The organism is Achromobacter spanius (assembly GCF_002812705.1).
GTDB lineage: Bacteria > Pseudomonadota > Gammaproteobacteria > Burkholderiales > Burkholderiaceae_B > Achromobacter > Achromobacter spanius.
In genome coordinates this window covers 5,371,279-5,385,219 of sequence record NZ_CP025030.1, presented here as the reverse complement: position 1 = coordinate 5,385,219, position 13,941 = coordinate 5,371,279, and the positions used below count along the sequence as shown (strand labels likewise).

The window sequence follows — 13,941 nt, the reverse complement described above, 5'->3', positions numbered from 1 at the left end:
ATGGCGTTCGGCTTAATGATCAAAGACGCCTCCGGTGGCTTGCAGGTGCAGTACACCTCCACGCTACCGCGCATCCTCGGGGAGTTTTCCACGGGAACGGCGGACGGCTCGATAACCGATCCACAACTCGCTGGGGGCGCGCCATTCTTCTTTCCCATTGGTGGCGAGGCGGCGGCGGGCTACATGAATATGCCGGAGGTCACAGCCTCCGGAACTGTCATTTCATGGCGATTCCTGGCCGTAAATTATCGGGTTTCCGTTCGAATTGGCTATGGGAGGATTGGCTGATGGCCGACTACGGATTGCGTGTCAGAAATGGCAACCTGATCACGCAGGTTGATAGCACGTATCGGAACCTCGCGTTTTGGACAAAAGGCACGCTCGTGGCGAACCAAGCCACCGGCTTTGGTTCCTGGCGCTCAGGAACTGTCACGGTTCCATATACCTCGGCCTCGGCGTTTGCTTGGCGCGCCGATTTTCCTTCTTTCCTAATGGGGGCGACGTTCACAGCAACAACGATGACCGTCACATTTTTGTCCTACATCGTGGGTGGTTCGCAGGCCGTCATCAATTGGTATGTGTTCGCGCCTCCTGGTGTTACGGGGTTCCCGGCTGGGCAGGCTTATGGCCTTCGGGTAAAGAGCTCGGCCGGCGTGACGACGTTCGATTCGCGAAATCAGTACATGCGGTACTTGGCAGCCCTGAACGGGACGCGCGCCAACTTGCCAGCAACGCAAGACAACTCACCGCCGCAGTTTCTTACTTATGCAATGCCAGCGGGAAGTGTGCCGGCGGTGCTGCAAGGGAACCTCTGCTCGTATACGCAGGAGGTTCCGGTGGGCGTGGGGCCGAATCCCGGCTACATGTTTTTCTGGATTGCCTCTTGCGTGCGTCAGCAAGGCGCAACGCTAGGTATTGCGAACGCGCCGCGCGTGGCGGGACCATACAACGATCCGATCAATGCCCCTCTTATCGATCGACCGCTATGGAACTACACCGTCATTGACGTAAGTGGACTTTAATGCCGGCCTCCTAGCGGTGGCCGTTTCCTTATGAGTAGCCCGCCTTCAGCGGGCTTTTTTTCGTCCAAACGGGAGGCAATCATGCGCACCGTCTACAGGAGCAGTGCAACTATGGAACCAGGTTCTACGGGGCTGGGAGGCCTCGCGGCTTTGAAGGTCGCGATGGCGTATGGCGTGCCGGCGGCGGTGGCAGCCATGTTGGGCTTGCTGATCATGCCGCCGCGGTCCGCACGCGAATTCACCGTCCGCACGGTGTCGACCGTTTCTTGCTCGTTCTTGTTTGGGCCAGCGCTCGCCGGCGCAGTCATCGCCTGGAAGCCGGGGCTGATGGAGGCCATGACCTGGCTGGCGCAACACGGCGCAGGCAGCGATGACGCACTTCTGGCGAAGTTCTACGTGCTGGGGCCGAGCATGCTGCTGGCGGGGCTTCCTGCGTGGTGGGTGTTGGGGGCGTACATGCGATGGATGGCAAGCATGCGCCAGAAAGGGCTGCTTGAATGGGTGGCCGAGGTCCGCGCGAAGATCTTGGGCGTGCGGCCTGGTGGGGAGGGGTGATTGTGGATCTGAAGATCGTTATCGATACCGCGATCGCGCCTGCGCTCGGGCTGCTACCGGCAAACCGAGACACCCGCGAAGCGCGCGTGATGCTTCTTGCCATTGGCTTGCAGGAAAGTCGCTTTGTGCATCGCCGGCAGATCAAAGGGCCGGCCGTGGGGTTTTGGCAATTCGAGCGCGGGGGCGGCGTGCGCGGTGTGCTGGCGCATGCGTCGAGTTGGGCCGATGCGCGCGCAGTGTGCGCCATTCGGGACGTCGAGCCTACCGCGACGGACGTGTACAACTCGCTGGCGCACGACGACATTCTGGCGGCAGCATTCGCGCGCCTGCTGTTGTGGACCGACCCCCAGCGCCTGCCTTCGCTTGGTGACGCCGACGGCGCATGGTCGCTTTATCTCCGCACTTGGCGCCCGGGCAAGCCGCATCCGGAAACCTGGCCAGCGCTGTATGCCCAGGCTCTCGCGGCAGTGGAGGACAGGAATGCAAATGTGGTTTGAACGTGTGAAGGGCTGGCTGCTGTTTGCCGGTCTCTTCATGGGCGCGCTGGTCAGCGTGTTCTACCGGGGCCGAGCCACTGGTCGGCAGGTCGAGCGGCAGGAGCGCAACGAGCAGATCAATGAACAGGCGAAGAACGCTCGCCAGGATGTACGCAATGTGGAAGATGAAGTGGCCCGTATGGACGACGATGCTGTTTCTGATCGGCTCAAGTCTGGCTGGGTGCGCGGCCCCGGGCAGGGTGGCCGTTGAGTATTGTGACCATGCACGGCCGATCTATTTCGATTCTGCCGCACAGGTTGATTCGACGCCGGCGCCGGTGCGTCGCCAGGTGCTGGAAGGGAACGAAATCTGGCACAAGCTTTGCCGGCCTTAAGGTTGGAGATTTTCAATCAGAATTGCGTCAAGAGATCTTGGGTGGCTTCGGCCTGTGATGCTCGGCAGTCGCCTTGGGCACCTCGATGATGCCGCTTTCGCTCGAGCCGGTGGTCGGGGGGGGCCACTCGCGCCACCCGTGCCGTAGGCGCCTAAGATCCCGTCGCGAGCGCGGTACGCGCTTTCTGGGCAGGGGGCGGGGCAGCTTTGGAATGCGCTGAGATTCGTCGAGCGCGGATTTTTGGGATCATTACTTGCGAAGCTCTGTTTTCGGCTATGTGGCCGAATAAGGTGAAGCAAATGACGACACCCCTTCCAACTACGCCTGCCCACCCGGAAACCTACGAACCCAAGAAATCAGGCCTTCCTGACGACGAGATCGACGAGTCGTCGCCGACTACTGACGATGAGCCGGGCGAGTCGGACGAACTAGATCCGGAGGAGCCCGTGGGCACGCCGGCCTCAAATCAACCGACTCCGTAATTAAACCTGCGAGGGTGGCGCCAACATTGCCCACCCCCCATAACCTCAGGAGGAGCCCTATGGCTACCAACAAAACCGGTGACATGGTTCGAATTCATGATTTGCTGTATCAAGCGTTGGAGACCGAGATCGGGGGGATCAATGTCTACACGGCCGCTCTAACCTGTGCGACGAATGAAGACTTGGCGAAAGAGTGGCAAAGCTATCTCGACGAAACCACGACTCATCGACAGGTATTGCTTACCGTCTTTGAAGAACTGGGCCTTGACCCTGATAAGCCGGTACCGAGCCGCGAAGTGGTCAAGCATCACGGTGATTCGTTGGTTGCGGCCATTTCGTTGGCAAAGTCACAGGGTGACCCTGATGCGGCTCAGGTCGCAGCCGCTGAATGTGTGGTCTTGGCGGAGACGAAAGATCATCAAAACTGGGAGCTCATTGGCCTCGTCGCGGAGAAGCTTAAAGGCAAGGAAGCGAAGATTCTAAAAAAGGCCCATGAAGCGGTGGAGAAGGATGAGGACCACCATCTCTACCATACGATGGGGTGGACACGAGAGTTATGGATTGAGGCTCTTGGGTTTCCCGCTGTGCTACCGCCTCCGGAAGAAGTCAGGAAAGTGGAGACCGCAATTGGTGCATCAAGAGCCGAGCAAGACCGGGACAAAATGCTGTAGCGCTGTTTTCTTGCTGTTTTGCCTAGAGGCTGGCCAAGCCCCATCCGTTTCGGAAGGGGCTTTTTTTGCGAGTTTGGTTTTATGCCCAGGGTCGTGTGCGGCCTAATGGCGCGGGCGGCGTTGTTGCCTCGCTACCGGAGGAGATGCAACGTAAGCACTTTGAGCTCCTCGGTCGCATTAGTAACTGAGCAGAAAAGCTGGTAAGAATGTAGGCCGCGCCCGCATCGCTGGACTGACGTGTGAGAGGGCCTACGAAAGCGTGCGTGGCACGCCGTAGCTATTTCCTAAGGTGCTCTCTTACTGACTCGACGGAGACGCCGACCGCTTTCACTGCTTCCTTCAATCGCTCTTCGCTCACGCCCAGTTCTTTGGTCCAGTAGCGCAGCTCGTGGTCTTCGTTCACGTTGATCCGGGCACGGTCCTGGGGGCCTCGGTTCGTAAGATCGTCTGACATGCGAATCCTCCTTGTAAGAACGGGCGGAGCAGCAAGCAGTGTTCCTGCGTATCAATCTACGGGCCGCTTGTGGGCCACTGCCACGGCGATGCAGCCATTCGGCAGTCGGTATTTGCCATCGCCAAGCCACATGACAGTCTCGCCTGATGGGAGGGTGCAAACGTACTGGTGGACCGGCGCGCAATCAGGGCTGCGCTTTATAACTAGGCGCCTTTCTACCCTACAGGTTGACCGATCGGGCAGCTTGACGATGACATCGGACAAGCGTGAGCCGGACGCCATAAATGTCCCCTTCTAAGCTCGCGCGTCCGCATCGGGATGGATTTTAATGGCCAGCGGCCGGCGCGTTCTCCCGTGGTACTTCATTGTTAGCACTGCCCTAACAGCTCGGCATATCCGCTATGAGGTGGAGGGCCAAGCTGGCGTCAGGCTTTGGCAAGAAAAAGCGCCCCATCGCTGGGGCGCCAGTCGGGCAGGGGCCCGCTGTAGGCATTGAAATTGCTGCACACGCGCTCAGTGCGGAAATTGAGAGGTATGACCAATGCTACGAGACGAACTACTTGCAAAGATGATCGTTCAAACTTCCCCAGGTCGCAATTTTGACGACTGGGCTGATGTACTGACAGAGTTCGCAAACTGTGTCGTCGAAGTCAGCCCGAAATTGAGCCCGGACGAATGCGATAGGTTGGTGGCCGTCGGGGCTTCGTTTTATCGAACGTTAGCTCGCGCCGAGGACTATCGGCGGACTTCGGTGTTGGGTGACTAAGCGGTGAGCCCGGCTCCTGACGGCAGACGGGCGGCTCCGCACCTCTTTGCGCCAACCGGCTTCCCATGCCTCCACTTTTTCTCGCCACTCGGCAATCGAGCCACCGCAGTGGCCTGGCATCTCCGAAGTGCGTAAATAAGGACAATCCAACAGGCTAAGACCCTCTCGGGCGGCTTGCGCGCCGAGCTTCTGGATGTCATCGCGTTGCATTGCCATTTCCTCCAAAAGAATGGTGATTGGAGAGGCTAGTATTGCCCAGTTGGAATGACGCTCGCAATAGTGTTGCAGTACTAAGGTGGATGTGTCGCGCGGATCATTCGCCGATCCACTGCATCCACCAGCCTTGGTAGTAGCGCTTGCCATCGATCTCCTCAAAACCGCAGACCATCATGCCTCGGTCGGACGCGAACGTTAGCAGTTCCGGCTGGAGCAGGTCGGGAATGGGACTTTTCTTTGTGGCGCCGAACGTGGCGAGGCTGTCCATGGTCATTACGCGCACGTACCGCTTCAAGTCATCACGCATGACCGAATACATGCGGACGGTGCCGGTGATCGTCGGGCCGGGATCGCGGTCGGACCGCTTTTCGCCCAGGCAATGGGTGCGGGTGACGGTACAGAGCATTGTTTGCTGCCTAAATACTGTATAAACAAACAGTATATTGCAGCAAAAACGGGGTCACTTCACCGGCGTGGCGACGAGCTTGTCAAAGGGGAAGGGGACCAGGAAGTCCCGGGTCGCATCGGCTGGCGCGGTCAGCCAGTCGCCGTAGGCGCCGTCCGGCAGGATGACGACCATGCGCTTTTCCAGGCCGACCTGGTGGTAGTCACGGAAGAGCGGGTCATCGTCCGCGTTGATGGTCAGCATGGTGTAGCTTTCCTGAGCCTGGCCGGCAGCGTCTCGCCAGCGGTCCCACAACCCCGCGATGCCGAGCGGTGCGCCATCGGCTCGTGTGAAGCGCGTAGCTACGGCTGCTCCCGACCTCCAATCAGGTTCGAAGATGGCATCGGCGGGGATGATGCAGTGCTGCGCGCGACGCCATGCGTTGCCGAAGGTGAAGGACTTGGCGGCGGTCTCGCTGCGAGCGTTGAAGGTGGATAGCTTGCCGGTTTTGTCCAGCCCGTCGGGCTTCGTCATGGCGCTGATGAGACCCCAGCGGCCAACGACGGCTTCCCGCTCAGGCACCGCTTCGTCACCCGCGTCATGCTCGACCGGTCGCCGCACGAACACGCCTTGGTAGCGCGGCCACATATCGTACTTGCCGATCGCGGCCGGCTTCTCGCGCACGCCGAATTTCTTGAGCAGCAACTCGGCGTCTTTCAGGGTCTGGTAATGGCTGCACATGGAACCCTCCAGGGAGGATTCCAGTATATGGTCAGTCGTGGGCGATGGGCTGGCACTGCTGGCGAGCCAGTTGCTGCAATTCGATCTTGGTCAGAAAGCCCATCCTGACCGACTCCAGCTGCGGGCTTTCTACTTCAGAAAGCACTGCGCAGTATTCGGGCGGATCGGGTGGTAGCGGTCGTTCATGACTGGAACTTTATCCAGTGCGAACGTGCTCGTCGACTGGCGGTGTCGGCCGGAGGTGGCGCTATCTATGACATACCATATGTAACTTTTCGCGCAGAATGTGGCTACAATTGCCTTGGAGGAGTGGGAATTGAGCCTAGAGGCGAGCTCGGCCGATGGGGCACACTAAGATACCTTGCTAGGTATATACTTTTGGAGGTATATTGAGCTCTCTGACAGTGAACTTTCATCCGCTCGCCGAAGATGAGCTCGAAGCGTTGGCAGACTCTACCGATGAGGTTGAACAGGATGCGGCAGCCCAGATCTTCGGAATCATTGCGCTGATGCGCGACGATCCCGCTATTGGAGCCAGGCTGTGTGGTCACTATGAAGTTATTCAGACACGTGATTTGGACGGAAATCGTGTCGAGGTCAACATCAAGATCATTCAGGCTCTGAAAGATTGTGCGAATGACCGATTCCATGTCGATGCGATCCGGAGGCTGCGTGAGCTGCATCAGCATCCAGGGGATCAGTATCGTACTTTTTTTGCCCCTAGGCCGACGCGCCACGGGCCGCATGTGTGCGAAGTGTTAGGCGTATTCCACAAGAGAGAGGCTTATCTGCCTCAAACTCTTGCCGAACTCAGGCGTCGTTACGAGAATCCAAGAAGATGACTATTATCCTTACTCCGAGTGGTTCCCCCGCTGCATCAGTTGGAGTTACGCCCGTTGTAATTCAGAGCGCTAAGGCTCCTGCTGCTGCTCAGGGTGTACAGTCGCGGCCCGATGGCCTGGATAGACTGTTGGAGCGACTGAGCGCGAAAAATAAGAAATTTGGCGCAAAGTTAGTCGCGGCGCGACAACAATTGGCTCCTCTGGCGTTGTCTGATGAGGGTGATCATTCAATGGTGTCTCTCCGCATGGGCCGAGGCTTAACGCAAGCGCAGTTTGCTGAGGCTATTGGTCAGAAGCAGGCAAATGTGTCGCTCATTGAAAGTGGGCAGCGAGTCAATTTGCAGCGTGAGACGATGCGACGTATGTGCGCTGTTCTCAGTTGCGACATGAATGTGCTTGATCGTGCCATAGAGATATCTGAAGCTCGCTATCAGCAGCATTTGAACCGGTTGGAAGAGTTGGCCCAAGCGAAAGAAGAACCGCAGCTGGTAAGGCATTGCGCATGAGCGGGCTACCGGTAGCGTTGCCAATCAGTCGCAGCCTCTCTGCAATGTTTGCCGACGACTTTAGACAAGAGGTCGATGGCAAGATCACTATCGTCGGCATGTACCAAGGCCGAATGATTTTTCCTAGTTTTCCAGCAAGTGTTGCTAAGCTGGCAGTCAGTATGACGGTAGTTACAACCACCGATCGCCCTTTTGAGAAGCTTATCTATAAGCTCTACAAGGATGATGAACAGATTTTTGAGCAGGCCGTCAGCGAGGAGCATTTCCTCAAATTGAAGGCCGAGTCGGCGGCGTATGATCCAGCTACATCCAACCAAGGTGTAGATGCCAGTTTTTTCGTTATTCTTGGACCTCTTTCCTTCGAGGGGCCATGTACGATCCGCTGTCGTGCTGAAACTGAAGAAGGGGAAATGGGAACCCGGCCGTTGCGTGTGCTTTGCTCATCGGATGCCGGCGCTGTGGAAGAGTCAGTGACGTAGTTTTTCGTCGACTTCAATGGGGTCCAGACCTATTCAATCAGTCCGCTTTGCCAATTGCAGGGCGGCTCAATCTCTTCAGAATGGCCGATCTTCTCACCCCTCTCGGGGATGGATGGGAAGGTGGTCCTCCGGTTGCGCTAGGTCAGGTGTAGGCGCTTCTAGTGTGACTCTGATCTACAGCAACGCGGTGTCTCTCAGCGCCTGGGATTGGCTACACACGGAGGCCTCCGTGTGCGAGATTACGCCATCAGGCCGGTGGGGTACTTTCCGTCCAAAGGGCCTCGTACGCTTCTTGTTTCTCCCGCGCGATAGCGTCCGCGCGCGAGATGTGGCCTGGCGACCTTTTTGCGAAATCTTTGATCGATTGAGTCAGCGTCCATGCATGCGTGGAATCAACGAAAATTGCGCGATCATGCAGGCGTCGGGGCTCAGATAGTCGGAGCTCGATCGGTCGCTCATCCCCGTATTGGGCCGCCCATCGCGCGAGCACCGGTAGCAGGCTTTTCCGATAGTTCGTCGGATCAGTCATGAGTCTAATCATCACCCCTGGGCGAACGCTCGACCCGTACTCCGTCAGAATTACCTCGTCCAAGTATGGATCGACAACGAGAATATCGACGGTCGCAGAGCTAAGCACTTTAGATATCGCCGAGTAGGCGTCGAAAACACTCCCGGGATTTATGAAGGTGCCTGCCGATTGCGATGGCATTCGCTGCTCCAGCGCTGCCAGCGTGCGGTAAGCGATGATGATGAGTTCGTCGCGCTGGTTCTCCCGATATCCCGGTAGCGTGATTGTGTTGCTCGACTTAACGGAAAAGGACATCGCGTCGGATCTAGCGCCGGCGCGGACGAGGATCGCATGCACTCGGCCCATCCATAATGGAGCACCTTCCTGTGTCAAGTCGGCGGGTGCTTGTTCCAATAAACGAGCAAGCTGAGAGTGAAGAACTGACGCTTCGTGTTCATTCAATTCCATACGATCCCTGCGTAGTTTTTAGCGTAACTTTCCTATATGCCGCCTGATGCTTCCTATGGAAGTTGCCTATGCATCATGGGGGTGTGGCCTGCGTGGGCCTCGGCGGCGGTGGGTTGTGTTGCTGAATTCATGCCCGTGATTGTATCGGGGCGGGCGCGCGCGTGCGGTGGCGGGCAGGATGGTTTTGACTCTGAAGCCGTCTATCTGCCCGGCCAGCCCGCTCAGGCGGGAGCCAATGGCGCGAGGTGTCTGGCATCGTCAAGTCGAGTAAGACGGTCGCGGCAAAAATCCAGAAAGAGTTGAGCCGGCTTGGTCAATTGCGTGTGCCTGAGTTTGGCGCACACCAGGCCCGAAGGCGCGACCGCTTCCTTGATGTCTTTGCAGACGATGCGCTTGCCGTCATACGTGCGGTCGCTGATGGGTCGAGTCACCAACAACGAGAATCCAAAGCCTTGGCCGACCATGCCGCGCACCATTTCGATGGACGGCGAGCCGAACACGATATTGGGTGTCAGCCCCAGCTCGTGAAACAACCTGACGAAATACGTACGGCTGGGCAGGATATCAAGCAGGATCATTGGCTCTTCGCAAAGATCGAACATTGAAATGCTGTCATGCCGGGCAAGGCGATGGTTTTCAGGCAGCAGAACATAAGGCTTGCGTGGCGACATAAGGGGTTCTGTCTCGAGGGTGTCGTCCAGATCGTGGTCGTAGAGAAAGGCCAAGTCAAAATTCCCTGCCGTCAGGCCCTGAACCAGATCGCGTTGATCGCCATCGCGCAGGCGCAGATCCAGCCCCGGATGCCGCTCGCGAAACTCAGCCAGCAACATGGGCAAATACAGCGGGGCCACGGTTTCAAAGCAGCCGATATCAATTTTTCCCATCGCGAAGTCATTATCAGCCAACGCGTTTTGTTCAAACTCGTGAGACAAGCGTAATAACCGATCGGCCTTCATATAGAAGCGCTCGCCGCTGGGCGTGAGCGATACCCCCTGGGCGTGATGGCGTATGAATAACTGCACCCCAAAGTTATCTTCCAGGCTTTTTATCGCATTCGAGACGGACGGCTGAGCGATATGGAGCTGACGGGATGCGCCCGCCAAGCTTCCCTCTTGCGCGGTGGCCACGAAATATTTCAGTTGCCGAAGTGTGTAGAAAGCCATGCGCGAGTCCCCATTGGATGTACGTTTTATTTTTTTATGTAGGCGGCCAACAGTTTACGGTTGCTCGTCACTGACCAACGGGTGTGCCAGTCATGTGAGGTCCCTGTAAATGGTGGGGGAAGCCGCTTAGCCAAGCCTGGTTTGGCGGTTAGGGTGTCAGGGGTTTTCCCTAAAGGCAGGCCTTGATATTTATTGTTACTGGCCGGACGGGCCGAATGGGCGGGGCGTGGGGCTCGTGACGATATTTTGACTATGGGTAGCCCATATTTTTAGTTGTTAATCAATCAGGCCTTGGCACGCTAGGCTTTAGTTGTTTGTGTAATTTCACGAAGAGGGAGCCGTGTTCAAAAGCCTGTTGAGCCTGTTGGTGGGTTTGGTTGTTCCCTATGTCAGCGTCATGTCGGGAATTTATTATTTTCGGTTCAGCGAGACATTCATATTGGGTTTTCCGGCGCTGTATTTCTGGATTTTCATCTGGTTCCTGCTGACGCCAGTCTGCCTGTCGATTTCTTGGCAACTTGATAAAAAACACTTCCCGGAAGATGCCGCGGAAAAGTGAGGGGAGCACTCGTGGCCGTATTGATCTTCATATCTATCATCGCCATTTCACTGTGGTTGGCGCTAGGCGCCAATCGACACGCGAAAACAGGGGATGTTGCCGATTTTTTCGTTGGGGGGCGATCTTTTGGGGTGATCATCCTTTTCTTTCTGGCTGTCGGCGAAGTCTATAGCGTGGCCACCGTGATTGGTCTGCCGGGCAGTATTTATGCCAAAGGTGTCAATTACGGAATCTGGTTCATGGCCTTTTTGCTCCTTATTTATCCGGTGGGCTATTTTTTGGCTCCCAGGATCTGGCGTGCAGGAAAGCGATACGACGCCATGACCGCGCCGGATCTGTTCAAAAGCCATTTCTCCAGCCGCCTGTTGGAATGGGTGGTCGCCCTGTGCTATCTGATGTTTCTTGTGCCTTGGGCGCAAATGCAGTTTCAGGGATTGATCGTGGCGTTGAATGCGCTGGGCTATGCGCTGGACCCGCTTTTGGCGGTGATCATCGCCGGCAGCATTGCATTCGTCTACATCTCTATTTCTGGCGTCAAGGCTCCCGCAAGGATTGCCGTACTGAAAGACATTCTGCTGTTCGGCGCCATTGTCTGCGTGGGGTGGGCGGCGTTCCACGATCAAGGGGGCGTGGAAGCACTGTTTACCTCGGCACGTGATCAGGGCGCGTCCATCGCGTTCGCCAATCAGGATGAAGTGGTGTTTTCGATGTCGACCATTGTCTTCCAGTCCCTGGCGTTCTACTGCCTGCCTTTCATGATCACGATTCTATTTACCAGCAAATCGGAAGGTGCCATCAAACGAGCCAAACGGATGATGCCTTTGTACATGCTGATGTTTCCATTTCTCGTCGCGTCCGCTTACTACGCCATGATCAGGATCCCTGACCTGCGCAGCCCCAATCATGCGTTTATTGCCACTGCCATTGATTTGCTTCCTGACTGGGCGGTCGGGTTCGTGGCGGCGGGCGCGGCCTTATCGGGCCTGATCCTGATTGCTGTGATTTCCTTGTCCGTGGGGGGAATCTTTACGCGAAATATTGTTGGAAATGTGCCGGAGGCCTCGCAAAAGCGCGTGTCGCAAATCGTGATCCTGGCGTACTTGATTATCTCGATGATTCTCACGGTGGTCTTGCCGACGCTGATGCTGGATCTGATGAATACAGCCTACGCGGGGTTTGGCCAGATGCTGCCAGGTTTGCTGGCGGTGCTGTTTTTCAGTCGTGCGACGGCGGTGGGCGTTCTAAGTGGTCTGCTGGTGGGCGTGGGCGCGGTTTTCGCGATGTATTTCACTGGATTCAATCTGTATTCGATCAACTCGGGGTTGATTGCATTGGTGATGAATGCGGCGACCGTGTTCATGGTGAGTGCATTCACCCAGCAAACGGGAAAGCGTGAGCTGCGTGCCAAGGCTGCTTGAGGGGCGGCGGAACCAAACCCGTGCCCGAAGAGGCCAGGGATACCGGTGCAAAAAAGGGAATTGGAAAATGACTATCGAGACCATTGACACGTTGATAATCGGCGGCGGGCAGGCGGGCATTGCGGCCAGCGAGCATTTGAGTCGTCTGGGTATTGAGCATCTTGTGCTGGAGCGAGCCCGGGTTGCCGAGCGTTGGCGATCTGACCGCTGGGACTCGCTCGTTGCCAACGGCCCAGCCTGGCATGATCGGTTTCCTGGCTTGGCCTTCTCGGATGCCAATCAAGATTCGTTTGTCTCGAAAGACCAGATTGCGGATTATCTCGCCGCCTATGCAAAACATATCGGCGCACCTGTACGTACTGGCGTCGAGGTCACGAAAGCCATGCGCAATCAAGGCCGGCCCGGTTTTACGGTGATCACCTCTGCGGGGGAGTTTGAAGCGCAGAACCTGATAGTGGCGACCGGCCCCTTCCAGCTTCCCGTGATTCCGGCCATTGCGCCGGACGATGACCGTTTGAGGCAAATTCACTCAGCGGCCTACAAGAATCCGCGGCAATTGCCCGAAGGCGGAGTCTTGGTCGTTGGCGCCGGTTCGTCCGGCGTGCAGATTGCGGAAGAACTGCTGGATGCTGGCCGCGATGTCTACCTGTCAGTGGGTCCCCACGCGCGTCCTCCCCGTCGCTATCGGAATCGCGACTTCTGCTGGTGGCTGGGCGTGCTGGGGCTGTGGGACGCGGAAGTGGCCAAGCCAGGTAAAGAACACGTCACCATTGCGGTCAGTGGCGCCCACGGCGGCCACACCATTGACTTCCGTGAATTGGCCGCGCGGGGAATGAAACTGGTCGGTCGAACCGAGTCCTTCGATGGCGTGGTGGCGTCTTTTCAGCCGGATCTGTCCCAGAGCATTCACGCTGGCGATCAATCGTTGCTGTCCTTGCTGGATGCGGCGGATGCGTACGTCACCCGTAATGGCATTGATCTACCGGAAGAGCCGGAATCCCGCCACATGCGGGCGGATCCGCCGTGCATGACTCACCCCCCTGCTGGAATTGGACCTGATCAAAGCGGGGGTAAGCACCATTATCTGGGCGACGGGCTACACCGTCGACTACCGCTGGCTGGACGTGGATGCTTTTGATGATACGGGCAAGCCCAGGCATCAACGCGGGGTGTCCAGCGAGCGGGGCGTTTATTTCCTGGGTTTGCCCTGGCTGTCACGCCGCGGTTCGTCCTTTATCTGGGGCGTTTGGCACGATGCCAAACATGTGGCGGGTCACATCGCCACGCAGCAGGCTTACCGTGCTTATCGCGTGGACGAAGGCGCTGCGGTTCAGCCCAACGCCACGGCGTTGTCCCAATAGCGTTGCGCGACACCTTTAGGAAGTGATGCGATGACGACACACACGCGCATTCGTATGTTCAACACAAGGGAAACGTACCCCAACCAGTCGCTGGATAACGATCTGAGCCAAGCCGTGCGAGCGGGCAATACCGTGTACTTGCGCGGCCAGGTTGGTACCGATTTCGACGGTAATCTGGTGGGCTTGGGCGATCCGGCCGCGCAGGCCGAACAGGCCATGAAGAACGTGCGGCAACTGCTGGAGGAGGCCGGCAGCGATCTTTCCCACATTGTTAAAACCACGACGTATCTTGTCGACCCGCGGTATCGGGAGCCGGTTTACCGCGTGGTGGGCAGGTGGTTGAAAGGGGTCTATCCCGTTTCTACCGGACTGGTGGTCGTGGCATTGGCGCAGCCGCAATGGTTGATGGAAATCGATGTTACGGCGGTGATTCCCGATGACTGGAATCCCGGTGCGGGCCGGGCAGGAGACTAG

The 13,941-nt window shown here is 57.4% G+C and carries 18 protein-coding genes and 1 pseudogene; 13 read left to right on the top strand and 6 right to left on the bottom strand.

The features are described 5' to 3' along the window. The 6 genes from CVS48_RS24330 to CVS48_RS24305 all read left to right on the top strand — a co-directional run bounded on the left by CVS48_RS24330 (position 1) and on the right by CVS48_RS24305 (position 3,601). The gene (locus CVS48_RS24330; protein WP_100856683.1) at positions 1–288 is read left to right on the top strand and encodes a hypothetical protein; all 288 of its coding nucleotides are present in this window, start codon (positions 1–3) and stop codon (positions 286–288) included. Then, entirely contained in the window at positions 288–1,022 is a 735-nt protein-coding gene (locus tag CVS48_RS24325) for a hypothetical protein (RefSeq protein ID WP_100856682.1), read from the top strand. The genes CVS48_RS24330 and CVS48_RS24325 overlap by 1 nt, the downstream gene beginning before the upstream one ends. A 111-nt stretch (positions 1,023–1,133) precedes the next feature. Further along, on the top strand, positions 1,134–1,577 hold the full coding sequence (locus tag CVS48_RS24320; protein ID WP_100856681.1) for a hypothetical protein: 444 nt from the start codon (positions 1,134–1,136) through the stop codon (positions 1,575–1,577). Between the two features lie 2 nt (positions 1,578–1,579). Continuing rightward, positions 1,580–2,074, top strand: a complete 495-nt coding sequence (locus CVS48_RS24315; protein WP_100857842.1) for a hypothetical protein — start codon at positions 1,580–1,582, stop codon at positions 2,072–2,074. Continuing rightward, on the top strand, positions 2,064–2,324 hold the full coding sequence (locus CVS48_RS24310; protein ID WP_242001175.1) for a hypothetical protein: 261 nt from the start codon (positions 2,064–2,066) through the stop codon (positions 2,322–2,324). The genes CVS48_RS24315 and CVS48_RS24310 overlap by 11 nt, the downstream gene beginning before the upstream one ends. 665 nt (positions 2,325–2,989) lie before the next feature. Then, a complete protein-coding gene (locus CVS48_RS24305; protein ID WP_100856679.1) occupies positions 2,990–3,601 on the top strand; it encodes a ferritin-like domain-containing protein in 612 nt (203 codons plus the stop codon). Between the two features lie 277 nt (positions 3,602–3,878). Here the strand turns inward: CVS48_RS24305 and CVS48_RS24300 are convergent, their stop codons facing one another. The 4 genes from CVS48_RS24300 to CVS48_RS24280 all read right to left on the bottom strand — a co-directional run bounded on the left by CVS48_RS24300 (position 3,879) and on the right by CVS48_RS24280 (position 6,163). Further along, complete coding sequence (locus CVS48_RS24300; protein WP_100856678.1) at positions 3,879–4,055, bottom strand: DUF3606 domain-containing protein; 177 nt, start codon at positions 4,053–4,055, stop codon at positions 3,879–3,881. A 718-nt stretch (positions 4,056–4,773) separates the two neighbouring features. Next, the gene (locus CVS48_RS29855; protein WP_100856676.1) at positions 4,774–5,031 is read right to left on the bottom strand and encodes a CrpP-related protein; all 258 of its coding nucleotides are present in this window, start codon (positions 5,029–5,031) and stop codon (positions 4,774–4,776) included. Positions 5,032–5,134: 103 nt separating this feature from the next. Further along, positions 5,135–5,443: a hypothetical protein gene (locus CVS48_RS24285; protein WP_242001176.1), complete on the bottom strand. Its 309-nt coding sequence runs from the start codon at positions 5,441–5,443 to the stop codon at positions 5,135–5,137. 54 nt (positions 5,444–5,497) lie between these two features. After that, entirely contained in the window at positions 5,498–6,163 is a 666-nt protein-coding gene (locus CVS48_RS24280; protein ID WP_100856675.1) for an SOS response-associated peptidase, read from the bottom strand. Positions 6,164–6,552: 389 nt separating this feature from the next. On the opposite strand from CVS48_RS24280, the gene CVS48_RS29285 reads away from it, so the two are divergent. The 3 genes from CVS48_RS29285 to CVS48_RS24265 all read left to right on the top strand — a co-directional run bounded on the left by CVS48_RS29285 (position 6,553) and on the right by CVS48_RS24265 (position 7,990). Beyond that, a complete protein-coding gene (locus CVS48_RS29285; protein WP_126376291.1) occupies positions 6,553–7,005 on the top strand; it encodes a hypothetical protein in 453 nt (150 codons plus the stop codon). Between the two features lie 128 nt (positions 7,006–7,133). Continuing rightward, a complete protein-coding gene (locus tag CVS48_RS24270; protein WP_157814478.1) occupies positions 7,134–7,511 on the top strand; it encodes a helix-turn-helix domain-containing protein in 378 nt (125 codons plus the stop codon). Next, on the top strand, positions 7,508–7,990 hold the full coding sequence (locus tag CVS48_RS24265) for a DUF6941 family protein (protein WP_100856672.1): 483 nt from the start codon (positions 7,508–7,510) through the stop codon (positions 7,988–7,990). Before CVS48_RS24270 ends, CVS48_RS24265 begins: the two co-directional genes overlap by 4 nt. A gap of 247 nt (positions 7,991–8,237) precedes the next feature. Here CVS48_RS24265 and CVS48_RS24260 read toward each other — a convergent pair whose 3' ends face one another. After that, positions 8,238–8,966, bottom strand: coding sequence for a phospholipase D-like domain-containing protein (locus tag CVS48_RS24260; RefSeq protein WP_100856671.1), 729 nt, complete (start codon positions 8,964–8,966; stop codon positions 8,238–8,240). Between the two features lie 221 nt (positions 8,967–9,187). Continuing rightward, positions 9,188–10,129 (bottom strand): LysR family transcriptional regulator, encoded by a 942-nt coding sequence (locus CVS48_RS24255; protein WP_100856670.1) that lies wholly within the window; start codon positions 10,127–10,129, stop codon positions 9,188–9,190. A 340-nt stretch (positions 10,130–10,469) separates the two neighbouring features. On the opposite strand from CVS48_RS24255, the gene CVS48_RS24250 reads away from it, so the two are divergent. The 4 genes and pseudogenes from CVS48_RS24250 (at position 10,470) to CVS48_RS24235 (ending at position 13,941) form a co-directional block, all read left to right on the top strand. Next, positions 10,470–10,688, top strand: a complete 219-nt coding sequence (locus CVS48_RS24250) for a DUF3311 domain-containing protein (RefSeq protein ID WP_100856669.1) — start codon at positions 10,470–10,472, stop codon at positions 10,686–10,688. Between the two features lie 11 nt (positions 10,689–10,699). Continuing rightward, positions 10,700–12,106, top strand: a complete 1,407-nt coding sequence (locus CVS48_RS24245; RefSeq protein WP_157814477.1) for a sodium:solute symporter family protein — start codon at positions 10,700–10,702, stop codon at positions 12,104–12,106. Positions 12,107–12,173: 67 nt separating this feature from the next. Beyond that, positions 12,174–13,467, top strand: a pseudogene (locus tag CVS48_RS24240) (flavin-containing monooxygenase). Positions 13,468–13,497: 30 nt separating this feature from the next. Beyond that, complete coding sequence (locus tag CVS48_RS24235) at positions 13,498–13,941, top strand: RidA family protein (RefSeq protein ID WP_100856667.1); 444 nt, start codon at positions 13,498–13,500, stop codon at positions 13,939–13,941.